Consider the following 22,937-nt stretch of genomic DNA (forward strand, 5'->3'; position numbering starts at 1 on the left):
GGGAAGGTGCGACACCGCGGCCGTGGCCGGTAGGGGCTCCCGCTGCTGCGTCTTCGGGTGGCAGCGGCAGAACAAGCCCGATCGCGAGAGGACAACGACCGCCCCCGTTCGGGGCACAGTGAAGTTATCAAGTTTCTATGCGGTTATCAACCAAGCGGTTGATTTCACATTCCTCGCGTCAATTCCCGTGCTGAGTCTCGATAGATGTCTCGTCCGGGGCGGTCTGCTCCGCAGCCGACTCTGCCCGAGCGAGCGCATGTGCCGGTGGGGGTTGATGAACACTCGATGCTCTCCACACGAGTCCGATACGCTCATGCAGCCTTCCCTACCTGTCGGAGGGCCGAGCGATGGCGGGGACGATAGGCATGCATGAGCGGCAGGACATCGTGGTGCGTCAGAAAAGGAACATGGCAGTGGCGCCTTCAGCAGTGTTTCCTCATCAGCTTCGACGCCCCATCGCCGTCGGTGTGGCAATCGCGTTGTTGGTAGCAGCGTTGGTCGGCACCGGTGCACTCGCAGGGTCAGCGGACGCCCGAGCGCTGAGCACTTCTGGCGCGAAGGCCGCCGTCGTCGAATCCAGAGCTTCGCCGATAACCGTCACCAAGATCACCGCGACCGGCACCGCCACCTCCGCCGGCACAGCCGTGCACACCACCCTCAGGGTCCGGAACGCCGCCTCGACACGCAAGCCAGCACTCCATGCCTGGCTCTATCTCGCGGCCGGACACAAGAGGTACACGCTGGGCCAGGCGACCGTGAAGGCACTCGCCTCGGGTGCCAGCACAACGATCCGCACAACCTACACTGCGCCCCTCCGCTCGAAAGCTGGGAAGTTTTCGGTCCTCGCCTGTGCTGGGGCCTACTCCGAGGAGAACTGCCGCGCATCGAAAGCGACCGTCACCACGATCAAGCCCGCCGCCCGTGCACGCCCGGCAACAGGGGTGATGCTCGACGTCGCTCGCGCCTACTACCCGGTGGCGCTGATCAAGAAGTACATCGACCTCCTCGCCAAGAATGGCGGCCGCTTTCTGCATCTGCATCTCACCGATGATCAGAACGTCGGAATCGAGAGCAGAGTCCTCGGCCAAACCCCCGCAAATGCCGAACTCAAGAACGGTGTCTACACGAGCCGAGTAACGGGTCGTCCATTTCTGAGCGCCTCGCAGGCACGCGAGATCTCGGCCTATTCGGCGAAGCGGGGCATCGCCATCGTTCCTGAGATCGACACCCCCGGCCACATGGCCGCCGCATTCGCCCTCCTCGAAGCGAGGCACGGCAGGAAGTGGGTTGACCGTATTCGTTCGGGTGAAAACGAGCTCAAGACGTCGGCACCTGGCAGCCTTTCATTGGCAACGGAGCTGTACAGGGAGGTGGCGCGGACCTTCCCGTCTAGCCGCACTGTGCACATCGGCGGCGACGAATGGGGAGGTGGCGTCACCGCGGTTCGGCGCGTTACGTGGCTCAATGAGATCGCGGCCGCGCTCGGTAGCCGTGCTGTCTGGGCCTGGAACGACGGGATAGATCGAGCGGAAGCGAGACAACTGGATCCGCGCATCCATGTCACGTACTGGAGCTTCGACGGCGACACGGAAGACAAGGCGGAACGCCTCGAACGTCGACAGCGACGGGCGAGTGCTAACGACCTCTACAACGCGGGCATCGAGCTGCTCAACTACAACTCCTACTACCTCTATGAGGTGCCGACCGACCTGAACGAAGCTGATAGCAAATACACCGTTGCTGACCTTCGTCACAACTGGTCACTGCGGGCATGGGACGGCGACTCAGGCTCGCTGCTCTCCGGCCCGATGGCGGGTGCCGCCGTTGCTATCTGGGGAGAGGACCTCGAAAAGCCACCGTCCACCGATCTTCTTCGCTGGAGTACACCCCACGTGATTGCGATGCTCGAGACCGCGAAATCATGATCTCCGTATTCGACGACGAGATCGACCAGGGCCGCATCGAGCTCTAAAGCGCACCGCGGCCTGGTCACGAGTGATGAAATAGCGCCATGGACACGGAGGGACGCACAGAGGACGCTCCGAAAGCAGACCCATTCGATCTGGCTCGATTTGTCTCGGCTCAAGACGACCGTCAGACGTACACGACCGCCCTTCGTGAGATCGGGCGCGGTCGGAAGTCGTCTCACTGGATGTGGTTCGTCTTCCCTCAGGTGGCAGGCCTCGGACGAAGCGCGACCGCGCAGCAGTTCGCAATCAGCTCGCTCGAGGAAGCACGAGCGTTCCTTGACCACCCCGTGCTCGGACCACGATTGAGAGAAAGCGCCCGGGCCATCGCAACAGCCCCAGGGCAGTCAGCAGATGCTCTTCTTGGGAGTGTCGATGCGCAGAAACTGAAGTCGTCGATGACTTTGTTCCTGCTCGCCGCACCTGACGACCCGGACTTCGTGGAAGTGCTGGACCGATGGTTTTGCGGAGACGTCGATGAGGCTACAGACCGGCAATTACGCAACCGGTGAGCTGTGTCACGGATTCGGTGTGAACCGGCGCGCAGCGGCCATGATTGTTGTGGCTACGGTTTGTACGGGAGACGTGAAGGACAGCGCGCAGGGTTCGGCCGACGAGGTCAAGAACTCCTAGAGCGCCTCTGCAACACAGAACCCCGTCACGCTGGCAGTGCGTGACGGGGTTTTGTCATCTCACGAACGGAGAACGATCAGTCGTCCGTTTCGGTAGCGCAGGTAATGGCTTTCTTAGCCGCCGATGATTCGGCGGTGAAGGTGGTCGCAGCGGCTTTCGCAGCAGTCGAGTTCGACTGTGCATCGCCATTCACGGCGTACAAGGTCGAGTCGAACGACTTGTCCGCCGGATCCTTGTCGGTCGCCCACAGCCCGACGACGTCTGACAGGGTTCCGTCTTCACCCAGAGGCGCCGAGACGTACCAGCCCCCGTCGCCTTCGGCGACCCAGCCCACCCGTGCCGGGCCGGAACTGGAGAGGTCGGTCAGGGCCGCCAGCGTGCTGTCGGAGGCGAGGTCGCAGGCGTTCTTGTTCGCCTGGGCCGGGTTGGTGCGGGAATCCTCGGCATCGTTCTGATCGCCCGCCGGGCCGAGGTTCTGGGCGCTGGGGGCACACGCGGAAAGCAGCAGGCCCGCTGCGATGCCGATTCCTACCGCGCCGAAAGACTTCACAGCGCGGACGCTCCGTCGAGGTGGAGGGTGAGACCGGACGGGTTGTCGATTGGTGCGCCGTCCGGGTCTGTCCCCGTCTCCGGGTCTACCTCGTCCGGCTCGGGAACGGAGGTGGGCCTCGGGTCGCTCATTCGGGCTCACCGCCCGACGTCGTGTCGCTGTCCTTACCAGGGTCTTTCGTGGCGTCGCCGGACGGTGACCCATCGGCGAGATTTTCGGTGTGCTTCTTCTGCTCCTCCGTCGGGTGCGAAGAGCCGTCGGGCGTGTCGCTGTTTCCTGAAGTAGTCAGAAAACGACCGTACGCTCGCATGCCGATCCCGCGACCGGGCTTGACCCGGCCAGATCTCCTCCGACTACGGCGCCACACGGACGTCGTCAACTCATCCGGGAACCCTGCAGCCACAACAGCCGGGCAGTCACCTGTCCCCCGGTCCGCGCCTTCCGCCCGAGCCGGCAGAATTGTCCTGTCGGCTGTACCTGCATCAGCGCTACAGCCGACGCCCGTGTACCGTGCACCGCATGACTGGCTCGCCTCCGGCACAACCCGACCCGAACTCCGACCTCACTCAGGCGGGTCTTGTGGTCATCGCGGAGGCCACGGCACTCCATGACGATGACCCGGTCGTTATCGACGCCGCCCGTGAGAACCTCCTCGACACCGTCGACGAACTCGTCGACGAGCCCCTCACACCACGCCAGGAGGAAGTGGTCGAAGCCATTTCGATCGCGGCCGGCACGCTTACGGCTGGACTGTCCGGAGCCCTGGCCAGCGTCCGAGAAAAGCCCGTCGCAGACGTCCTCACTGGTGCCGCCGCCACCCTGTTCACCCCAAATAATCCGCGTCCCGGAGATGCTTCCACCGGGGAGTAGAGGGCATGGGGAGCCGGCCGTTCATGCACCGAACCTTCTGTGATCCGAACTCCCGCGGCCTTTAGCGCCTGGAATCCGCCTCCAGCGTTCACTCCTGACGCTTCTCCCCTGCCAACGGCCGGGCTGCACGCGGTTTCCCCGCGGGAACGCGGTCGTGGGCCCAATCAACCGGGTTGCCGCTGGTCCCGGGCAGTTCCGTGGTGCTATCGCGCGGGGGTTCGTCGACGGCGTAGAGACCCCGGCCAGAGTCGGCTGCCTCGTAGAGGGCAGCAAGCCAGGTGGGATTGATCTTGGGCATCCGGCCGCCCGCGAATTTGAACCGCAACCCGATGTTCGGGGACAGCCAGACGGTCGCGCGGCCGTCGCCCGTCTCAGCAGGTTCCCGCCACGAGAACATCAAGGACTCGTTTTTGCGGAATTTGTTCACGATGACGATTTGCAGATGGGCGAGGAGACGGTCTTCGACTTTGAATTCGAGGATTTCCCCGTCGTAAACGATGTAACCCATGGGTGGGGAGCTGCTTTCGTGCACGGCCTCGTCGTCGTCCGACGGGGTCTGGGCCGGGAGAGATGTGCGGGTGACACCCTCGCACTGCGCCGTTGCTCCGCATCGCCGCACCGAAATGGTGGTTGTGAACCACGCTCAGGGTCGTGGTCGGCAGGAGCTCTCCTCTACCACGGGAGCGTAGACCGCTCTCCGGTGATGCGGTGGGGTGCGGTGCAGTCCACCTTTCTCTTTCCTTGGCATCTGCTGAGCCATTTCGCTACTGTTTTCGAGAGCCAAGGCCGGCTCGTTGCGATCAGGGAGCAACGCGATGTCATCGACCGAAGCAGTGGATTCTCCGACCCCACCAGCGGACACCGACCAGAGATACGGCCGAGCGGTAGAGCGGCCGGACAGCGAGGATTTCCCGTTCTACAACGGTGTCCCGTTCGAGCTGGCGATCTGGAAGTGGATCGTCGTCATCCTCGGCTGCGCCGCCGGAATTGCGGTGCTCATCTTCTATCCGGCGACGAATAATGTGCAGGCGTTGGTCTCGCGATTCCTCTTCCCCGCGATCCAGCTGGCGGTGTTCATCGCCTTCACGCGAGGCCAATGGCACAGGATCTTGCGGCGGCTTCGCCCCCGCGACTTCGGCCTGATGATCCTGTTCGCTGTGCTGAACTTCGTCGTTTCGTTCCTGGTCGGCATCATCGTGAAGGTGTTCTTCGGCGCGAACGCTAACCCGGCAGCGGACGGCATTCATGGTGTCGGGGAGACATTTGCCTTCTACCTTGGTACAGCCGTGCAAATCTTCGGCGAGGAGCTGTTCACGATCCTGCCGTTCCTTGCCGTCATGGCGTTCTGCGCCAAGGCCGGTCTCTCCCGGAAGAACGCCCTCCTCATTGCCTGGTTCGTGACAGCCGCGTGGTTCGGCGCGGCACACCTGCCGACCTATCAGTGGAACTTCGCGCAGGCGTTCCTGATCATCGGCGTCGCCCGGCTCGTGCTGACTCTGGCCTACATCCGGACCAAGAACATCCTCGTCAGCACAGGGGCGCACATCCTCAACGACTGGGCGATCTTCACTGTGGCGCTCCTCGCGGCTTCCGCGGCGGCGGCGCGATGAGCGCTACGGCACCCCCAAAGGCCCGCGGACGGCAATGCCTGGGGCTCACCGCCGGAGCCGGCGTAGGTTCGAGGTATGAGCGATAGCGAACAGACCGCACCGATGATGGACGGTAGCAACGAGGCCACGAACAAAGACAAGCTTTTGGGCCTCATCGAGCAGGTCGAGCACGATCACGGCTCCGAGGGGGCCGCAGCGATGTCCGATCAGCTCCACGACCGGATGGACGAGACGAAGGTGGAGCCGGAGGGGCCAGGCGACCTCGAGGAGTAACTCCGCCCCCTAGCTGCCGCCGTCGCCGCCTGCTCCTCCCCCTCCGATCATGCCCGCATCCGACGACGACCGCTTCTCGGCAATCGACGCTCGGACTGCGCGGGCGACGTCGACGTCTCGAAACGGCTTGAGGCGATGGCGGTCGACCGGTCCGACGACCTGCCTCAGCAGTCCGGCGGCGTCGCAGAGGCCGACCAGGGCCGAACCACGATCCGGAACAGGTCCTTTTGCGACGAGTGCGTTGTGGATCGACTCCACCGCTTCTCCTCGAGCTCGCGTGTTGACGACCGGGTAGCGCGTCGTCGGAAACAGGCCCAGGATCCGATGGGTGCGAGCCTCGACGTCACCGTGCGTCACGAGCGTGCCCATGACGTCCTCGCGAACACCCGACCTCTCCAGACGTGCCACCCACCGGCGAACGGACCGCGGCTTGGGGTCGCTCGCCATGGAGGCGAGCGCTCGATCGAGGACGAAGTCGCCGAGCGGTGAATGGTCGACGACGACGAGCTTGCCCCGCTCGTCGCGAACGATCCTTCGCTCGATCAGCAGGTCTGCCAGGAGGGCTCCTGCGAGTGCCGCGCGGGCTGCCACGGCGTCGACGCGCGACTTCCCGGTCTCCGGCTCACGGATGAGCAGTTCCAGTTCTTGTGCGATCCCCACGTTCCTATCCTGCCCTGCGGCACGCTCCGCACCTACGGTAGAAGGACGTCGAAGAAGGAGCGGACCATCGAACACGTCGACACCCTCGTCATCGGTGGCGGAGCCATGGGCTCCGCAACGGCCTGGGCTCTCGCTCGAGCAGGCCGCGAGGTCGTGCTGGCCGAGCGTTTCACGCCGGGCCATGCGAACGGCGCCTCGCACGGCGAGTTCCGCAACTTCAACGTCGCCTACGCCGAGCCCGACTATGTCGCGATGCTCGTCGAAGCACGACGTCTCTGGGGCGAGCTCGAGGACGAGTCGGGCGAGAAGCTGCTCGACCTCGTCGGGCTCGTCAATCACGGCGAGGGCCCCGATGCGCGCTTCGACGCCGTGCACGCGCAGCTCGAGGGCGCCGGCATCGCCTCGGAGTTTCTCGCACCCGAAGCCGCGCACGACCGCTGGCCGGGCATGCGGTTCGACACCCGCGTGCTGTTCTCCCCCGAGTCCGGTCGGGTCCGGGCCGACGATTCGGTCGTCGCCCTGCAGCGCGCCGCGCAGGGGCATGGCGCCGACATCCGTCATGAGACCCGCGCCGTCGCCATCCGACTCCTCACCGACGATCTCGCCGAGGTCGAGCTGGAGAGGGACGGGGTCGTCGAGACGATCCGAGCACGGTCGGTCGTGGTGACCGCGGGAGCGTGGACGGAGAAGCTGCTCGGCGGGCTCATCCCGCTACCCCGGCTGATCGTGACGCAGGAGCAGCCCGCTCACTTCGCGGTCTCGGATCCTGCGCTCGTCAGCACCTGGCCGTCGTTCAACCACCTGCGCGACCGCGGTCGCGACGACTACTGGTACAGCGACGTCTACGGCATGCTGACCCCGGCCGAGGGCGTCAAGGTCGGCTGGCACGGCACCGGGCTCGAGATCGACCCTGACGCGCGCACCTTCGAGTCGGAGCCGGTGCAGCTCGCGGCCCTGCGCCGCTACGCCGCCGAGTGGTTGCCGGGCGTCGACCCCGACGCGTTCGTCGAGATCAGCTGCACGTACACGTCGACCGACACCACCGACTTCGTGCTCGACCGGGTCGGGCCGGTCACGATCGGCGCGGGCTTCTCGGGCCACGGGTTCAAGTTCACGCCGACGGTGGGCCGGATCCTTGCCGATCTTGCGATGGGCCGTTCGCGACCCGCCGCCCGCTTTTCGCTCGGCTCGTAGCGCGGCGGAGCGGGTTCCTACACCGGTGTACCGCTTCAGACCCGTCGCGTCGGCTCACACCCGCCCACGCGGCATAAACCCTCGGCCGCGGCGTGCCGTTTCTGCCGGCGATGCGGGTCTGTGCCGATCACCGTGTCTGTGCCGATCGTGCGGGTCTGTGCCGATCGTGCGGGTCTGTGCCGATCGTGCGGGTCTGTGCCAATCGTGCGGGTCAGTGCCGCGCCGGAGGGCAAGCACGCCTCAGCGCACCCGCGTGTACTGCGTCAACAGCATCCCCGACGCGTGCAGCACGTGGTCGAGTCGCATGGCGCGCAGGTCGATCGGCGCCGCTTCGCCCGGCCGCACGGCAATCCGCGGCCCGGATCCACCCTCGAGCGACGGACTGATCGTCAGGCACAGCGCGTCGAGCACGTCGGCCTCGATCAGGGCTCCCAGCAGCGAGGGGCCACCCTCGCAGTGCATCTGCGTGAGGCCCCGCGCGACGAGCGACTCGACGATCAGCCCGGGCTCCACCGTCGCGGAACCGCAGTCGATCACGTCGGCGACCTTCGAGAGCGCTCGGCGCCGACCCGCGTCGGCCGATGCGGCCGTCAGCACCAGCGGCCGCACGGGGCTCTGGGCGAAGAATTCCGATTCAGGATCCGGCGACAGTCGCCCGGTCACCACGGCCACCGCCGGGTGGGGTGCGAGCCCGTTCGCCGCGCGCCAGGCACTGGCCGCCGCGGATACGAGAGGCCCGGCGTAGCCCTCGGCTGCGACAGTGCCGGCCGCCACGACGATGACGTCGCAGAGCTGACGCATCAGGTCGAAGACGGTGCGGTCGGCGGGGCCGCCGAGACTGCCGCTCAGCCCCTCCGCAGTCGCCGAGCCGTCGATGCTCGCGACGAAGTTCGCGCGAAGGCGCGGCACGGCGCGATCGGCCGGCGCCAGCAGGGCGAGAAGAGCGTCGTCGTCGAGAGCGGCCACCGCCGTCGGAAAGATCTGGCCGATCGGCCCGTCGCCCGCCCCACTCATAGGTTGTGCACCGGGTTGACGGGCTCGCGCCAGCCGAGAATCGCCTCGACCATGCGGAGGGCGTCGATCGATTCGCGCACGGCATGCATGCGCACGATGCGAGCGCCGAACAGGGCACACGCCGTCGCCGCCGCGAGCGAGCCGGCAAGGCGTTCGGGCTTGTCGCGACCGAGGCTCTCACCGATGAAGTCTTTGTTCGAGACTGCGGCGAGCACCGGCAGGCCAAGAGTCGTGAACTCGGCGAAACGACGTGTGATCTCGAGCGTCTGCGCCGTGTTTTTGTTGAGGTCGTGGCCGGGATCGACGATGAGCCGACTCTCGGGAATGCCCCGAGAGAGGGCGAGGTCGACTCGGGAGCGCAACCGGTCGAGCACCTCCCGGGTGACGTCGGCATACTGCGGCCGCGGATACGGCTGGCGAGGTGCCGCGAGCGAGTGGGTGAGCACGAGCGTCGCGCCGCTGTCGGCGACGACGTCGGCGAGGCGCGGGTCGGCGAGCCCCGTCGTGTCGTTGATGACGCCCGCACCGGCCGCGATGGCCGACTCGGCTACATCGGCTCGGAAGGTATCGACCGAGATGACGACGTCAGACTGCTCGGCGAGCGCGGCGACCACCGGCACGACCCGGTTCGCCTCCTCCGCGGACGGCAGCTCGGGGCCGGGCGCGAACGGCACTCCCCCGATATCGACCCAGTCGGCGCCGTCGTCGGCGGCACGGACCGCCGCGGCCACGGCGCTGTCGAGCGCAAAGGTCGCCCCCTGGTCGAAGAACGAGTCGGGGGTGCGATTGACGATGGCCATGACGGCGATCTGCCGGTCGAAGTCGAACGTGCGTCGGCCGATCCGGCGCACTGGCGTCGTGAGGGCCGGAGGCACGAAGCCTCTCGGCATCACCGTCTCGCTCATGCGGCCGGCCCACCGATCAACGCGATGGCTTCGGCCCGCCCCGCGGGGTCGGACAGGGTGCCCCGACTCGCGACCGTCACCGTAGAACTGTGGGTCTGGCGAGCGCCCCGGGTCGTCACGCAGCCGTGAACGGCGTCGAGCACGACCAGCACGCCCGCCGGAGCGACCGCGTCGTCGAGGGCCCGCACGATGTCTTCGCCCAGGCGCTCCTGCAGGAGCGGCCGCGATGCAAGAGCGTCGACGAGGCCGGGGATGCGACCGAGGCCGACGATTTGCGCCCCGGGAACGTAGGCGACGTGAGCGACGCCGACAAACGGCAGGAGGTGGTGCTCACAGACCGAGCGGAACTCGATGTCGCGGACGATGACGAGTTCGCCGAGCTCGCCCGATTCGGCCGGAACAACGCTGGTGCCCATGAGGGCGGAGACATCCACGTCGAGCCCCGAGAAGAACTCCTCGTAGGCGTCGGCGACTCGCCGGGGCGTGTCGACGAGGCCCGGCCGAGCCGGGTCGTCGCCGATGGCGGCCAAGATCTCGGCCACCGCGGCCTCGATTCTCGGGCGGTCGAAACGTGTCGTCATAGCCGTGCTGTACCCCTTGCCGTACCCCGTGGAACCGGGATCCTCGCGACGAAGATTACCCCCGACCACCGACAGATCGGCTCGAAGCCCCACCCCAGAAGCGCCGGGCGGTCTCGTCGCGAGCCCAGCCCGTACCCCTGGCTCCGCCGCTACCGCCCGAGCACGAGCCTGTCGAGGTAGCCGCCGCCGAACTTGCCCGAAGGATCCCACTGCGTCACCAGCTCACGGAACTCACCAATCCGCGGGTACCGCGCCTCGATCGCGGCTGCATCGAGCATCGACACCTTGCCCCAGTGCGGCCGCGCGGTGAACGGTTCGAGCACGCTCTCGATCTGGGGCAGCAGTGCCGCGACCTCGTCGACGTGACGAGCCCAGGTGAAATGGATGCAGAGCGAGTCGCGCCCCTGTGTCTCACTCAGCCACAGGTCGTCAGCCGCCACGGCTCGGAGCTCGGTCACGAGGAGGTGCGGCTGAATTCGGTCGGCAAGGGTGCGGACCGCGGCGACGGCGGCCGCCCCGTCGGCCAGCGCGACGAAGTACTCCGACTGAATTTCTTCGCCGTTCGAGGGCGTGCGGTCGATACGGAAGTGCGGCAGACGTTCATGCCAGGGGCCGACCGAGCCGTCCATCGGCGTGGTGTTGTCGTCGTCGCTGACCAGCCCCACCTGGCGGGGATCACGCCGGGCACCGCCGATCTCGTCGGGAACCTCGACGTCGTCCTGCCCCTCGGGAATGCGGGTCTTGACCCACATCGCCGAGATGTCGTCGCCGTACTCGGTGAACAGGCTGACGCTGTAACCGAGGCCCATCAGTTTCTCGAGCCCGTCACCCTCGATGGCCGACCAGGGGAGGTTGCGGTAGATGTCTTGGCGAGCACGGAACGACGGCTCGACATCGAGCGTCACCCGCGACACGATGCCGAGCGCGCCGAGGTGGATCACGCTGCCGTCGAAGTCGGCGTCGCCGCGACGGACCGTGCGGAGAGATCCGTCGGCAGTGACGAACTCGAGGGCGCGGACAGAGGTCGCCAGCGACCCGTTGCGCGAGCCGGAGCCGTGCGTGCCCGTGGCAGTGGCTCCGCCCACCGAGATGTGCGGGAGCGAACCCATGTTGTGCAGGGCCAGGCCGGCAGCCTCGAGTTCGGTGGCGACGGCCGCGTACCGCGCACCCGCGCTGACCGTCGCGGACAGCCGGTCGTCAGCTATGACGAGCTCGGTCGGGATGTCGACGGGCGACACGAGCACACCGGGCCCATCGGCGATCGCGTTGAAGGAGTGCCGGGTACCGAGAGCCCGGATGCGCGGCGACTCTCTCACCATCGACTGGAGCTCGTCGACGGACTGGGGCTGGAGGATGCGCGAGGCGCCGTACACGTGAGTGCCGGCCCAGTTCTGCTCGCGTTCGGCGGTGAACGTCATGCGTCGAGACTAATCCCCGTGAGCGCTCACTTCGAGTGCGGCCTGTCGTGTTTCACTCCGGCCGGCTTGCCGAGTGCCGCCAAATGCACCCCTAGCGAGTGCACTTCCGGCATTCGGCGGCACTCGGCGGCTCGGCTCCTCCGCCAGCCAGCCAGCCAGCCAGCTAGCCAGCCACCCGTCAGCGAGACGCCGCGAAACCCTCGTAGACGGCCGCGATGTCGTCGCCACCGTGCCCCGACTCGGAGGCCTTCGCGTAGACGGCGCTCAGAGCGGTCAGCAGGCCGACGTCGACGCCCGCTCCCGAAGCGGCCTCGGTGATGAGCCCCACGTCTTTGCGGAGGCCGTCGAGCGCGAACTGCGCCGGATAGTCGTGCGCCAGCATGGTCGCGCCCTTGGTGTGCGCGTACGGGGTATCGCTCGCACCACCGTCGATCGCCTGCAAGAAGAGGTCGCCGTCGAGCCCGAGCGCCTCCGCTAGTGCGATCGACTGAGCGGTCGCGGCGGTGATGCTGGCGATCCACGCGTTCGCCGCGAGCTTGAGTGCCGAACCGTCGCCGACGGACTGGCCAGCCACAACCGTCTTCGAACCCATCGCCTCGAGCACGGGCGACGCCTTCTCGATGAGCCCGGCATCGCCCGCGGCGAGCATGACGAGGGCGCCCTTCTCGGCGGGGACTTTGGTGCCGAGCATCATCGCCTCGATGAGCGACACGCCCTTCGCCTCGGCGGCCCGGGTGACGCGGCGTGTTCCGTCGATGCCGATCGTGCTGGCCTGCACCCACACTGCGCCGTCGCGAACCGCGGACGACGCCTCGTCGAAGACCGTGAGCACGGAATCGGCATCGAAGAGGATCGAGAGAATCACGTCGGCGTCACTGACCGCCTCGCGGGGCGTGCCCGCAACCGAGGCTCCGGCCGCCTGAAGATCGGAGGCCTTGCCGGGCGATCTGTTCCAGACCGTCACGTCGAAGCCTTCGCGGAGGAGCGTCGCCGCTACCCCCTGGCCCATGATTCCCAGACCGAGAACGGTCACCTTCATCGCTTGCCTCTCTGCGGGGCCACCTGCCCCAACACGGCGCCGTCGGCGCCGCGATCGACGCTACGCCTGAGAGCTGTCCGCCGACTTCGATCGACTCGACCGAACGAACATCCAGCCGAGTGCGACACCGACACCCGTGCACGCGACAAGAATGGCGATCGCAGCCGGACCGAAACCGTAGGCGAGGCCGTTCTCGGCCGACCAGGCGGCAAAGCCCATGCCCGGCACGTCGAGGCTGTCGGCGTCGACGCCTCGCAGCAGCGTCTCGAGGAGCACGAGGAGAAGCACGTCGATGCCCGCGAGGAGCCCGGCCAGACCGGCGCCCAGCAGAGCGACGAGGGTACGGCCCCGGCCCCGAGGTCGCGGCGCGAAAGCCACCGGGGAACGATCGGTCGGGTGCGACCCGCCGGAAGCCCCGTCAGACGAGCGTCGGAGCTCGATGACATCGTCAAGGAGAGAAGCGGAGAGCGTTGCCGGAGCGAGCGAATTCACAGGGCTACCTTCGGATCGGAGAGGAAGACATGCGAAATGTTACCTTTCTTCCGATCGGCTGGCTAGGGAAATACGCCCCTGTGGAGAACTCAGTCGACGAGCGACTTGGTGAACCGGAGGTAGCTGATCGCCTCGTAGTCACCCTCGACGTCGAAGAGAGGGACGTAGCCGAGGTGCAGGTAGAGCCCGACGGCCTCGGGCTGGCGAGCTCCGGTGGTGAGATTCACACGGCGGTAGCCTCGGATCCTCGCCTCGCCTTCGAGCTCTGCCATGACCCGCCCGGCGAGACCGCGTCGCCGATGGTCGGGGTGCGTCCACACCCGCTTCATCTCGGCCGTCTTGTCGTCGAGGCGCATGAAGGCGCCACCCGCGACCGCCGTCCCCGCCTGCTCGAGAATCAGGAACGCCCCGCCCCGAGCCGGAGCGAATAGCTCGGCAGGGTAGCGGCTCAGCTCGACCGACGAGGGGATGCCGTCGTTCAGCCCGTAGCGCTCGTCGTAGTCGCGGGCGAGGTCGTCGACGAGGGGCTGGGCGAGAGCCGCGTCGGGTGAAGTCCAGGTGGAGACGGGGTGGTTGACGCTGTCGAGGGCCATGTCGAGACGGTATTCGGAGCGCTTACAGGGGTCAATTCTCATGACGCTGCGGGTCGTGCGCTGCGAGCCAGCGGCCCACGACCTGACGCGAATCGGCCAAAGCGACCCGGCGCGCCGCGTCAGAATGGCCGAATCGCGTCACTTCGAGGAACCCCGGCCAGCGACCAGCCCCAGAATCAGCCCGAGAATCAGCGCCAGTCGTCGGGCGGCACCGACTCGTCGTACGGGTCGTCGGGCGGCGCGTCAGGCCACCCGCCATCGTCGGCGCCAGGCTCATAGGCGCCCGGCTCATCGACACCCACGCCGGGCCCCGGGTCGAAGCTCGAGACGGCGCGCGAGCTCGAGACAGCGCGCGAGGGCGCGGCCGCGAACCGACTGGCCGAGGATCCGGCACGCCCGCCCCTCGACCCACCCGAAGCAGGCGCGACGGCGCTCCCCACGGGCCCACCGCCGCCCGACTCGGCGACGACGGCGAGCAGCTGTTCCCCGTAGCTCTCGAGCTTCTTCTGGCCGACGCCCGAGATGGTCGCGAGCTGATCGAGGCTCGACGGCCTCATCGAGGCGACACCGCGGAGCGTCACGTCTCCGAAGACGACGTAGGCGGGAACCCCCGCATCCTTCGCCGTTGCCGAGCGCCAGGCTCGGAGCTTCTCGAACAGGGGCTGGGCCTCGGCCGGCAGGTCGGCGACGGAGGCGCCCGGCCCGGATCGCCGCGAACGCGCCGCTCGCGACGGACGCTCCGGCTCTTTGCGGAGAAGCACGGGTCGCTCGCCCGCGAGCACGGCTGCCGACTCGTCGGTGATGAGGAGGGTGCCGTAGCCGTCGGTCGAGGAGGCGAGCAGGCCTTTGGCGAGCAGCTGACGGACGACGCCGCGCCATTCCGCGTCAGAGAGCTCGGTGCCGATTCCGAAGGTGGCGAGCTTGTCGTGGCCCTGCTGCGCCATGCGCGGGGTGCTCTTGCCCAGCAGGATGTCGATCAGATGCCCGGCGCCGAACTGCTGGTTACGTTCGCGCTTGAGCCGGACGATGGTCGAGAGGAGCTTCTGCGCGGCGACTGTGCCGTCGAGCGACGTCGGCGGCGTGAGGCAGGTGTCGCAGTTTCCGCAGGCCGTCGACGACTGCCCGAAGTAGGCGAGAAGCTGCACGCGTCGGCACTCCACGGTCTCGCAGAGCGCGAGCATCGCGTCGAGGTGGACCGTCAGCTGCCGACGATGCGCGGCGTCGCCCTCCGACTGGTCGATCATGCGTCGCTGCTGCATGACGTCTTGCAGCCCGTACGCGAGCCACGCGGTCGCCGGCAGGCCGTCACGCCCGGCTCGACCGGTCTCCTGGTAGTAGCCCTCGACCGACTTGGGGAGGTCGAGATGGGCGACGAATCGGACGTCGGGCTTGTCGATGCCCATGCCGAAGGCGACCGTCGCGACCATGACGATTCCGTCTTCGCGGAGGAAGCGCGACTGGTTTCGCTGCCGCGTCGCGGCGTCGAGACCGGCGTGATAGGGGAGGGCGGGGATGCCATTCGCCACGAGCGACTCGGCCGTCTTCTCGACGGAGTTGCGCGACAGGCAGTAGACGATTCCGGCGTCGCCCGGATGCTCCGTCTGGATCAGCCGCAGAATCTGCTTCAGCGGCTGGTCTTTCGCCTCGATGCGGTACTGGATGTTCGGTCGGTCGAAATCCGCGACGAAGTGGCGCGCGGAGTCGAGGTCGAGCCGGGTCGAGATCTCGCGGTGCGTCGTCTCGGTCGCCGTCGCCGTGAGGGCGATTCGGGGCACTGCGGGCCAGCGCTCGTGGAGCACGGAGAGTTCAAGGTAGTCGGGGCGGAAGTCGTGGCCCCACTGCGCCACACAGTGAGCCTCGTCGATGGCGAAGAGCGAGATCTGCCCCTCGTCGAGCAGTCGCTTGGTCGATTCGAGCCGAAGCCGCTCGGGCGCGAGATACAGCATGTCGAGATCGCCGCTTCGAAAGGCATTCTCGACACGCTGGCGCTCGGCGCCGTCTTGCGTGCTGTTCAGGAAAGCGGCGCGAACACCGACCGCCTCGAGGGCGTCGACCTGATCTTGCATGAGCGCGATGAGCGGAGAGACAACAATGCCGACGCCGTCGCGGACGAGTGCGGGCACCTGGTAACACAGCGATTTGCCGCCACCGGTGGGCATCAGCACCAGGGCGTCGCCGCCGCTGACCACCTGATCGATGATCTCGGCCTGGCTGCCGCGGAACGACTCGTAGCCGAAGACCTCCTGCAACACGTCGATTGGCAGTGGGGCACCCGGCCGCGGGGCCGCGTCTGTCGTCGTAGTCACCCGGCGAGTCTACGAGCCGGGCCCGACACCCCGGCGCCCTTGTCCACAAGCTCTGGTCTGATAAAACGCAATATGTTAGATTGGCAATCCCGAACTCATTTAGGAGACCCCCATGAAGCGCTTCCTCGCCGCCACCGCCCTCACCGTCGCAGCCGTGGCCGCCCTTACGGGCTGCACGTCCTCCGCCACCACCAGCGAGCCTCTCGCACTCCACGCCGACGACTGCACCTCGTTCGAATCCGCGCTCGGTTCGAGCATCGACGGCATGAAGCTCGAGTCGCACTCGAAGATCGACGGCAAGGGCGGCCAGTGCGTCTGGTCGAGCAAGAAGGGCAGCGTCATCGCGGTCGACGTCGACGACAAAGAGACCAAGTCGAGCGGTGACGCGAAGTCCGACTCGGCAGCCGACAAGGTTGCTAAAGACAAGAGCCGCGTCGTCATCGACAACGACGCCGTCGCGAAGTTCTCAGGCTCCGTCCTCACCACGTCGAAGGGCTCCGAGAAGAGCGACAACCGCGAGTTCACAGCCACGACCGACCTCGGCTCCACCGTCAACCTCATCACCGCCGAGAAGAAGATGACGAACGACGAGGCCTCGAAGATCTTCACCGGCCTCTTCGCCGGCTGACATCCTCGTTACACCGCAGCATCCCCCACCGAAACGGACTCGGGCGCCACGCGCTCGGGTCCGTTTCGGCGTGCGACGAGAGTGACCAGGCCCACATAGGCGGCCGAGGCGACGAGCGTCACGGCAAAGGCACCCGGCGACCCGTCAGCCTGCTGCGTGCTCACGACCGGAGCCGCCAGGAGAAAGACCACCACGTTGTTGACCACATGGGCGACGATGCCCGCCTCGAGCCCGCCCGTCCGCCAGGTGAGGTAGGCGAAGGCCACCCCGAGGGTCGCGACGTCGAGTTTGCCCCAGACGTTGTAGCTGTGCGCGAAGGCGAAGGCCACCGTCGGCACGACGATGGCGACGACGGGCCAGCGCACCCACGATCCGAGCGCCTGCATCCCAAAGCCGCGAAAGGCGAACTCCTCGCCGGCCGCCTGGAACGGGACCAGGAGCAGGATGAGCACGATCGACACGAACAGCGCCAGCGGCGGGGTGGTCGTCTGGGTCGCAGCCGTGTCGGATCCTTGGCCCTGCCATGACGCGGGCACCACGAAACCGAGACCGACCTGCAGGGCCATGTAGACGACCGCCGGAATGATGCAGCGCGCCATCCAGCGCCAGCGAAGGCGCGCGACCACGCTCGTCAGCTGGCCGATGGGGCCGAGGCCGAGGATCCGCACGCCCACGATCATCGAGGGCAGAAGCAGCGCGAGCGAGCCGAGCGTGAACAGCATCACGAGCGGATTTGAGGCGTCTTGCTGGTTGCGCCGAATGTCGCCGACGAGATCGAGCCGGGCCTGAGTGCCGCCGATCGCGTCGACTGTCAGCAGGAGGAGCTCCTGCCAGACGATGCTCAGCGCGTAGTAGATGCCGACGCCGAAGATGAGCGCCACGAGCGGCTTCCACCAGCGGTAGCGGGGACGGGCGCGGAACAGCCGGTGATACGCGTAAGGCACCTGGCGAGGGTAGCGCGACGGCCCCGCGCCTACGTGTCAGTCGGCGACGTCGGAGATCAGGCGCTTGCCGAAGCCGAGCGCGCCGTCGGGCGAGTAGCCGTGGTGCTCGTAGAAGCCGATCACGGCATCGTTGCCCTGGCGCACCTGCACGTTGATCTTGGGGCAGCCCAGGTCGGTCAGCAGGCGCTCGACGTCGGCCATGATCTGTGCGCCGAGCCCGGTTCCGCGCGCCGAGTCGGCCACGGCGACGTAGTAGACCCAGCCGCGATGTCCGTCGTATCCGGCCATGGCCGTCGCGACGATCGCGTCACCCTCGACGCCCACGCGGAACAGCTCGGGCTGCACGCGCTGCTTGCGCTCGATGTCTTTGCGGGGGTCGTTCCACGGGCGGGTCAGCCCGGCCTCCTCCCAGAGGGCGACGACGGGCTCGGTGTCAGCGGGGCGGAACGCGCGAATCTGCATCGCTCCATTCTGGAGGCGAACCGAAGGATCCGGCACGCGTCGCTCTGACCCCCGCCCCTCGGCCACCACTCCCCGCTCGCTCACCCCACCGTCGAGGTCAGCGTCGACGACGCTCAGCCCGACGTGTCGGCCCCTGCGGCCCCCTCCTGGGTCATCGAGTCGACCGCTCGCAGGGCCGCGGCGGCTGCGACAAGAGTCCCCGCCGGTAGCAGCAGAACGCCGATGCCGAGCAGGACGAGGTAGAGGATCGGCAGTGCGTGGGCGGCGCAGCTCATCGCAAGGACGACGCTGACTCCGATCGCCATGCGCCGCGTCCAGAGGGCTGCCGCCCCGTGGCCCGTACGCCAAGCTGCCTCAGACCGCATGAGCGCGCGAACTCTGAGACCGACAAGGCCGTTTGCAGGAATTTGGCCTGACGCGCAGGCTCGCACACAGGCGTGCACGGCCCAGGCGGGCACCGATACGAGAAGAGCCAGGCCGATCGTGGCCGGAAGCCCCGGGTCTTCGATCATCGTCTCATTTTGCCGCACTCACCCCACCGTCGAGGTCAGCGTCGACGAGCCGTCGGGCCGGCGCCGCACCTCGATCCGGTCGGCGATGCGCTGCTTGAGCTCGTCGACGTGGCTGACGATGCCGACGACGCGACCGCCTGCCGACAGCGCCCCGAGTTCGGCCATGACTGCGTCGAGGGTCTCGGGGTCGAGCGTGCCGAAGCCCTCGTCGACGAAGAGCGTGCCGAGTTCGATACCGCCCGCCTCAGCCTGCACCACGTCGGCGAGCCCGAGCGCCAGGCTGAGCGAGGCATAGAAGGTCTCGCCGCCGCTGAAGCTCTTCGGGTCGCGCGTCGTGCCGGTGGCGTTGTCGCGGATCGTCAGCGCGAGCCCGGCGCGGCGTGCCCTTGACGAGGCCTCGCGTTCGGCGGCCTCGAGCTGGTACCGGCCACTCGACATGAGCCCCAGCCGGCTGTTCGCTGCGGCGACCACGTCGTCGAAGCGCCGGAGGAGCACGTAGGTGCCGAGGGTGACGCCGTGGAGGTTCTCTGCACCGCTGGCGCTGGCGACGTCGGCCATGCGCACGATGGCGCGCGACTCCTCGGCGACCGCGTCGGCCGCGCGGAGGGCCTGCCGGAGGCGGCCGAGGGCCCTCTCGGAGCTCGCGGCACGGTCTTCGAGGATGGAAGCACGATCGGCGGCGGCAGCGTGGGCGGCCGAGGCCATCGCCAGCACCCCCTCTGCCGCCTCGATGTCGGCGACCTCGTCTCCGTCGAGGGCCGCGACGCGGGGTGACGCGAGTCCGTCTGCGACGACCGCCGACTCATTGTCGAAGTCTCGGATCTCGGCCAGAAGCACAGCCCGATCGCCCGGCGCGAGGAGCGCCGCCGACGCCTCTGCGACGCTCTTGAAGGTCGACGACGCGAGGGCGAGCTCAACGTCTGCACGGCGGCTCTCGACCTCGACGGCGGCGGCGGCCTCGGCCTCCCGCGCACGCACGATCGCCACCAGCACCCGCTCGTCGGCGTGCAGTTCGTCGCTGAGGGCGACGCACGATGCCGCACGGCCCGCCAGAATCTCGGCGACGCGCGAGTGGTCGGCGACGAGCCGCTCCGCCTCGGTCTCGAGTCGGGCCTCCTCTGCCGCCAGGTCGAGCCGCTCGGCTGCTATCGCGGCCTCCTGGGCGGCTGTCTCGGCGTCGAATCGGAGCAGGCGATCGTCGGCCTTGGACCGCTCCAAGACTGCAGCCCGGGCCGCGTCGATCTTCGCCTCGACCTCGGTCAGGTGTACCCGCAGTTCGTCGCCGTCGTGTTCGCCCACGGCCTGGGCGGCGTCGCCGAGTCGCGCTTCGAGCGCGGACGCCGCATCTCGAGCCGTCTGCAGGGCGGCTTCCGCAGCCTCACGGGCCCGGGTCGCCTCGTCGAGCTCTCGATCGGCGGGATGTCCGTCGAGAAGCACGGCCGGGGCCGGGTGCTCGGTTGCCCCACAGACACTGCAGGGTTCACCGTCGATCAGTTCGAGAGCCAACTCGCCGGCGACACCGCTGATGCGCCGTCGGCGGAGGTCGGCTTCGGTATCGACCGCCTTGCGGGCCCGAGCGGCAGCGGCTGACACGCTCTCCCGCGCGATCTGCAACCCATCGGCCAGTCCGGCATGGCGCCGCACCGCCTCCAGGGCGGCATGCAGATCGTCGAGTCGTCGGGTCTCGAGGTCGAGGGTGCCCGCGAGCTCGGCCGCAGCGGCGATCTCGGCCGTCAGCACTTCCCGTTCTGCCGCCCGGCCGGTGACCCGGGCCTCATCCGCTGCGATACCCGCTCGACGATCGGCGAGCTGGCCCCGGGTGCGCAGTTGCTCGTCGTCGCGCGCCGGCAGGCCCACCTCGAGGTCGACGATGGCGGCCAGTGTCGCTCGCTCGTGGGCGAGTCGCTCGCGGCGATCTCGCAGATCGTCGAGCTCTGCCCCGAACAGGCTGTCGTCGATACTGCCCCGCAGTACGGCGAGCTCGTCGCGCGCGCGTTCCCGTTTCGCCTCGGAGAGGCTGAGCGCTCGCGCGGGCCCCTCGACCAGAGCGGCACGGTCGGCCAGCTCGGTTCGGTTGCGAGCCTCGGCCACGGCAGCAACCCGCCCAGAGAGGGCTTCGCGGCGAGCCATCAGACCACGCCGCGCCTCGATCGCCTCGGCCAGCCTCGTGACCTCCGCCGACTTCGCGCTGGCATCGTCGAGTGCCGCGCGGGCGATGTCGCGGCGCTCACCCGCTGAGCCCGACTCGGCGCTCAGCCTGGCGACCACCTCGGCCGCGTTCTCCACGTCGATCGACACCGTCTCGACGGGGCTTTCCGTGCCGCCGTCACCACCGAGACCGGCGTCTTTCTCCACACGCGGGCCATCGCCCGGACCCTGATCGGCGCCGACGTCGACCGTGCTGCGGAGACCCGCCAGCGCCTCGTCGACGGCGCGCTGCGACGACTCGACGGCGGCGTTGGCCGCGCGCCGGGCATCGACGAGGGTCGCGGTCGTGCGGTCGTAGATCTCGGTGCCGAACAACGACTGCAGCACGAGCCGACGCTCTTCGCCGCTGGCGGCGAGAAAGCGAGCGAACTCGCCCTGCGGAAGCACGATCGTCTGCAGGAACTGCTCTTTAGTGACCCCCAGGATCCGAGGAATCTCCCCTCCGACCTCCTGCGCCCGCGTCGACAGCGTCTCGCCGTCGACAGCACCCGGCGTCGCGAGCCGCTGCAGGACCACCGCCATGTTGACGGGTGTCGTGCCGACGCCGCGGCTCTTCGGGCGGTTCCATTTCGGGCTGCGCCGGATGAGGTGGATGCCGGCGCCGGTCTCGAAGACGAGCTCGACGAACGGTTCGACCGAGGGGCCGGCGTGGTGGCTGCGGAGTCGATCGTCGCTCGACGAGGCACCCGCGAGGCCACCGTAGAGCGCGAACACGATCGCGTCGATGATCGTCGATTTGCCCGAGCCGGTCGGGCCCTCGAGCAGGAAGACCCCGGACGACCGGAGTGCGGCGAAGTCGATCGTGAATTCGTCGGCGTAGGGGCCGATGGCGCGGAGCGTCAGGCGATGCAGCTCCATCAGGCGCTCAGCTCGGCTCGACCGGCTGCCTCGTAGGCCGCACGCAGCACAGAGATCTCGGCGTCGCTCGCCTCCGCCCCGGTGGCGAACGCGACGAACTCGCGAGCGACCTCGACCGGATCGGCGTCGACCGGCACCGCCCGCCGTTCCGCCGAACGGACCGCGCCCCGCGGCACGTGCTGGATCGACAGCGCATGCGGGAACCGCTCACGGACGAGCGCGTGCAGGCCCGCCGGATGCACAGGATCGGTGACGAAGACGCGCAGCCAGTTGTCGGCCAGGGAGTCGTGCCGCCCGTCGAGCAGCTCGGCGAGATCGCCGGTGATCTCGGAGAGGCGTCTCGGCACCGGCGTCGGAACGAGCTCGACGTCGACCTGGCCGCCGGCCGCCAGCCGCACCAGGGCCGACGACTTGACCTGGTGCTTCTCGCCGAACGAGAACGCGAGCGGCGAACCGCTGTAGCGGATGACCGGGCCCGCGGCAGGCGCGGTGATGCCCTGGGCGCCGTGCAGGTGACCGAGGGCCACGTAGTCGACGCCGCGGAACAGCTCAGCCGGAACCGAGTCGACCCCGCCGACGCGGATGTCGCGCTCGCTGTCGCTCGAGGTGCCACCGACCACGAACGCGTGGGCGAGCACGACGGCGCGGGTGCCCGGCCTGGTGGCGAGGTCGGCCCGCACACGATCGAGGGCCGCGCCCATCACGGCCGCATGGGATCTCGCGAGTCTCGCCGTGGGATCCTCGGCCCGTTGCTCGTCTGGCACGAGAACCGCGCGCACGCTGTCGGGATCGAGGTAGGGCAGGCCGTAGAACGCGACCGGGCCGCTCGCGTCGTCGAGCACGACTGGCTCGGCGAGGTCATCGACCGACGCGCGGATCTGCACGTGGTCGCGAAGCAGGCCGGACGCGAACCCCAGGCGAACGGCCGAGTCGTGGTTGCCCGGCGTCACAATCACGGTGGCGAGCTCGCCGAGACGCGCCAGCGCGGACGACAGCAGCTGAACGGCCGTCACCGACGGCACGGCCCGGTCGTAAACGTCGCCCGCGACCAGCACGACGTCGATCGACCGCTCGCGCACCAGCTCGACCAGATGGTCGACATAGACCCGCTGGTGGTCGAGGAGGTCGACGCCGTGGAGCGTGCGCCCCAGATGCCAGTCGCTGGTGTGCAAGATCAGCAAGCGCTCGCCTTTCGTCGGTGGGCCTCGCCAGCGTAGCGA

The 22,937-nt window shown here is 68.1% G+C and carries 23 protein-coding genes; 7 read left to right on the forward strand and 16 right to left on the reverse strand.

Annotated features, from left to right (window positions below; translation table 11 throughout):
- The first annotated feature begins 365 nt into the window (after positions 1–365).
- Both ASF54_RS08725 and ASF54_RS08730 read left to right on the forward strand, forming a co-directional pair.
- Positions 366–1,925: a family 20 glycosylhydrolase gene (locus ASF54_RS08725; protein WP_162237114.1), complete on the forward strand. Its 1,560-nt coding sequence runs from the start codon at positions 366–368 to the stop codon at positions 1,923–1,925.
- Positions 1,926–2,011: 86 nt separating this feature from the next.
- Positions 2,012–2,479, forward strand: coding sequence for a DUF1810 domain-containing protein (locus tag ASF54_RS08730; RefSeq protein WP_055960959.1), 468 nt, complete (start codon positions 2,012–2,014; stop codon positions 2,477–2,479).
- 197 nt (positions 2,480–2,676) lie between these two features.
- On the opposite strand, the gene ASF54_RS08735 is transcribed toward ASF54_RS08730, so the two are convergent.
- Complete coding sequence (locus ASF54_RS08735) at positions 2,677–3,150, reverse strand: hypothetical protein (RefSeq protein ID WP_055960961.1); 474 nt, start codon at positions 3,148–3,150, stop codon at positions 2,677–2,679.
- Between the two features lie 519 nt (positions 3,151–3,669).
- Between ASF54_RS08735 and ASF54_RS08740 the strand changes: the two genes are divergently transcribed.
- Entirely contained in the window at positions 3,670–4,020 is a 351-nt protein-coding gene (locus ASF54_RS08740) for a hypothetical protein (RefSeq protein WP_123940875.1), read from the forward strand.
- 88 nt (positions 4,021–4,108) lie between these two features.
- Here ASF54_RS08740 and ASF54_RS08745 read toward each other — a convergent pair whose 3' ends face one another.
- Positions 4,109–4,528: a DUF7882 family protein gene (locus tag ASF54_RS08745; RefSeq protein ID WP_200919582.1), complete on the reverse strand. Its 420-nt coding sequence runs from the start codon at positions 4,526–4,528 to the stop codon at positions 4,109–4,111.
- 307 nt (positions 4,529–4,835) lie between these two features.
- Between ASF54_RS08745 and ASF54_RS08750 the strand changes: the two genes are divergently transcribed.
- Both ASF54_RS08750 and ASF54_RS08755 read left to right on the forward strand, forming a co-directional pair.
- On the forward strand, positions 4,836–5,630 hold the full coding sequence (locus tag ASF54_RS08750; RefSeq protein ID WP_055960965.1) for a CPBP family intramembrane glutamic endopeptidase: 795 nt from the start codon (positions 4,836–4,838) through the stop codon (positions 5,628–5,630).
- A 75-nt stretch (positions 5,631–5,705) separates the two neighbouring features.
- Positions 5,706–5,903: a hypothetical protein gene (locus ASF54_RS08755; RefSeq protein WP_055960967.1), complete on the forward strand. Its 198-nt coding sequence runs from the start codon at positions 5,706–5,708 to the stop codon at positions 5,901–5,903.
- Positions 5,904–5,912: 9 nt separating this feature from the next.
- On the opposite strand, the gene ASF54_RS08760 is transcribed toward ASF54_RS08755, so the two are convergent.
- Positions 5,913–6,563 (reverse strand): GOLPH3/VPS74 family protein, encoded by a 651-nt coding sequence (locus ASF54_RS08760; RefSeq protein WP_055960969.1) that lies wholly within the window; start codon positions 6,561–6,563, stop codon positions 5,913–5,915.
- On the opposite strand from ASF54_RS08760, the gene ASF54_RS08765 reads away from it, so the two are divergent.
- A complete protein-coding gene (locus ASF54_RS08765) occupies positions 6,549–7,757 on the forward strand; it encodes an FAD-dependent oxidoreductase (RefSeq protein ID WP_326934333.1) in 1,209 nt (402 codons plus the stop codon). The two genes, ASF54_RS08760 and ASF54_RS08765, sit on opposite strands and share 15 nt — an antisense overlap.
- A 240-nt stretch (positions 7,758–7,997) precedes the next feature.
- On the opposite strand, the gene ASF54_RS08770 is transcribed toward ASF54_RS08765, so the two are convergent.
- From ASF54_RS08770 to recQ, 8 genes are all read right to left on the reverse strand, one after another.
- Positions 7,998–8,771 carry a pyrimidine reductase family protein gene (locus tag ASF54_RS08770; protein ID WP_055960973.1) on the reverse strand — a complete coding sequence of 258 codons (774 nt, stop codon included), beginning with the start codon at positions 8,769–8,771 and terminating at the stop codon, positions 7,998–8,000.
- The gene (folP, locus tag ASF54_RS08775; protein ID WP_055960975.1) at positions 8,768–9,676 is read right to left on the reverse strand and encodes a dihydropteroate synthase; all 909 of its coding nucleotides are present in this window, start codon (positions 9,674–9,676) and stop codon (positions 8,768–8,770) included. The genes ASF54_RS08770 and folP overlap by 4 nt, the downstream gene beginning before the upstream one ends.
- Entirely contained in the window at positions 9,673–10,257 is a 585-nt protein-coding gene (gene folE / locus ASF54_RS08780; RefSeq protein WP_055962344.1) for a GTP cyclohydrolase I, read from the reverse strand. Before folE ends, folP begins: the two co-directional genes overlap by 4 nt.
- A 149-nt stretch (positions 10,258–10,406) precedes the next feature.
- Positions 10,407–11,675 (reverse strand): FAD-binding protein, encoded by a 1,269-nt coding sequence (locus ASF54_RS08785; protein WP_055960977.1) that lies wholly within the window; start codon positions 11,673–11,675, stop codon positions 10,407–10,409.
- Between the two features lie 178 nt (positions 11,676–11,853).
- Positions 11,854–12,714 (reverse strand): NAD(P)-dependent oxidoreductase, encoded by an 861-nt coding sequence (locus tag ASF54_RS08790; protein ID WP_055960979.1) that lies wholly within the window; start codon positions 12,712–12,714, stop codon positions 11,854–11,856.
- 60 nt (positions 12,715–12,774) lie between these two features.
- Entirely contained in the window at positions 12,775–13,206 is a 432-nt protein-coding gene (locus ASF54_RS08795) for a hypothetical protein (protein WP_055960982.1), read from the reverse strand.
- 89 nt (positions 13,207–13,295) lie between these two features.
- Positions 13,296–13,799: a GNAT family N-acetyltransferase gene (locus tag ASF54_RS08800; RefSeq protein WP_084816054.1), complete on the reverse strand. Its 504-nt coding sequence runs from the start codon at positions 13,797–13,799 to the stop codon at positions 13,296–13,298.
- 188 nt (positions 13,800–13,987) lie between these two features.
- A complete protein-coding gene (recQ, locus tag ASF54_RS08805; protein ID WP_084816055.1) occupies positions 13,988–16,105 on the reverse strand; it encodes a DNA helicase RecQ in 2,118 nt (705 codons plus the stop codon).
- Between the two features lie 112 nt (positions 16,106–16,217).
- Here recQ and ASF54_RS08810 point away from each other — a divergent pair, with 112 nt between their 5' ends.
- On the forward strand, positions 16,218–16,733 hold the full coding sequence (locus tag ASF54_RS08810; RefSeq protein WP_055960984.1) for a hypothetical protein: 516 nt from the start codon (positions 16,218–16,220) through the stop codon (positions 16,731–16,733).
- A gap of 8 nt (positions 16,734–16,741) precedes the next feature.
- Here ASF54_RS08810 and ASF54_RS08815 read toward each other — a convergent pair whose 3' ends face one another.
- The 5 genes from ASF54_RS08815 to ASF54_RS08835 all read right to left on the reverse strand — a co-directional run bounded on the left by ASF54_RS08815 (position 16,742) and on the right by ASF54_RS08835 (position 22,898).
- A complete protein-coding gene (locus tag ASF54_RS08815; protein WP_157510091.1) occupies positions 16,742–17,677 on the reverse strand; it encodes a CPBP family intramembrane glutamic endopeptidase in 936 nt (311 codons plus the stop codon).
- A 36-nt stretch (positions 17,678–17,713) separates the two neighbouring features.
- Positions 17,714–18,139 carry a GNAT family acetyltransferase gene (locus tag ASF54_RS08820; RefSeq protein WP_055960990.1) on the reverse strand — a complete coding sequence of 142 codons (426 nt, stop codon included), beginning with the start codon at positions 18,137–18,139 and terminating at the stop codon, positions 17,714–17,716.
- Positions 18,140–18,252: 113 nt separating this feature from the next.
- The gene (locus tag ASF54_RS16960; RefSeq protein ID WP_157510092.1) at positions 18,253–18,651 is read right to left on the reverse strand and encodes an SdpI family protein; all 399 of its coding nucleotides are present in this window, start codon (positions 18,649–18,651) and stop codon (positions 18,253–18,255) included.
- Positions 18,652–18,669: 18 nt separating this feature from the next.
- Positions 18,670–21,717 (reverse strand): AAA family ATPase, encoded by a 3,048-nt coding sequence (locus tag ASF54_RS08830; RefSeq protein ID WP_055960994.1) that lies wholly within the window; start codon positions 21,715–21,717, stop codon positions 18,670–18,672.
- A complete protein-coding gene (locus tag ASF54_RS08835) occupies positions 21,717–22,898 on the reverse strand; it encodes an exonuclease SbcCD subunit D (RefSeq protein ID WP_055960997.1) in 1,182 nt (393 codons plus the stop codon). Before ASF54_RS08835 ends, ASF54_RS08830 begins: the two co-directional genes overlap by 1 nt.
- Positions 22,899–22,937 lie beyond the last annotated feature (39 nt).

The organism is Frondihabitans sp. Leaf304 (assembly GCF_001423105.1).
Taxonomy (GTDB): domain Bacteria; phylum Actinomycetota; class Actinomycetes; order Actinomycetales; family Microbacteriaceae; genus Frondihabitans.

Excerpts from the sequence above, each read along its gene's own strand:
- ASF54_RS08725 (WP_162237114.1), top strand. The coding sequence starts at position 366 with ATGCATGAGCGGCAGGACATCGTGGTGCGTCAGAAAAGGAACATGGCA.
- ASF54_RS08730 (WP_055960959.1), top strand. The coding sequence starts at position 2,012 with ATGGACACGGAGGGACGCACAGAGGACGCTCCGAAAGCAGACCCATTC.
- ASF54_RS08740 (WP_123940875.1), top strand. The coding sequence starts at position 3,670 with ATGACTGGCTCGCCTCCGGCACAACCCGACCCGAACTCCGACCTCACT.
- ASF54_RS08745 (WP_200919582.1), bottom strand. The coding sequence starts at position 4,528 with ATGGGTTACATCGTTTACGACGGGGAAATCCTCGAATTCAAAGTCGAA.
- ASF54_RS08750 (WP_055960965.1), top strand. The coding sequence starts at position 4,836 with ATGTCATCGACCGAAGCAGTGGATTCTCCGACCCCACCAGCGGACACC.
- ASF54_RS08755 (WP_055960967.1), top strand. The coding sequence starts at position 5,706 with ATGAGCGATAGCGAACAGACCGCACCGATGATGGACGGTAGCAACGAG.
- ASF54_RS08770 (WP_055960973.1), bottom strand. The coding sequence starts at position 8,771 with ATGAGTGGGGCGGGCGACGGGCCGATCGGCCAGATCTTTCCGACGGCG.
- folP (WP_055960975.1), bottom strand. The coding sequence starts at position 9,676 with ATGAGCGAGACGGTGATGCCGAGAGGCTTCGTGCCTCCGGCCCTCACG.
- folE (WP_055962344.1), bottom strand. The coding sequence starts at position 10,257 with ATGACGACACGTTTCGACCGCCCGAGAATCGAGGCCGCGGTGGCCGAG.
- ASF54_RS08785 (WP_055960977.1), bottom strand. The coding sequence starts at position 11,675 with ATGACGTTCACCGCCGAACGCGAGCAGAACTGGGCCGGCACTCACGTG.
- ASF54_RS08790 (WP_055960979.1), bottom strand. The coding sequence starts at position 12,714 with ATGAAGGTGACCGTTCTCGGTCTGGGAATCATGGGCCAGGGGGTAGCG.
- ASF54_RS08800 (WP_084816054.1), bottom strand. The coding sequence starts at position 13,799 with ATGGCCCTCGACAGCGTCAACCACCCCGTCTCCACCTGGACTTCACCC.
- ASF54_RS08810 (WP_055960984.1), top strand. The coding sequence starts at position 16,218 with ATGAAGCGCTTCCTCGCCGCCACCGCCCTCACCGTCGCAGCCGTGGCC.
- ASF54_RS08820 (WP_055960990.1), bottom strand. The coding sequence starts at position 18,139 with ATGCAGATTCGCGCGTTCCGCCCCGCTGACACCGAGCCCGTCGTCGCC.
- ASF54_RS16960 (WP_157510092.1), bottom strand. The coding sequence starts at position 18,651 with ATGATCGAAGACCCGGGGCTTCCGGCCACGATCGGCCTGGCTCTTCTC.
- ASF54_RS08830 (WP_055960994.1), bottom strand. The coding sequence starts at position 21,717 with ATGGAGCTGCATCGCCTGACGCTCCGCGCCATCGGCCCCTACGCCGAC.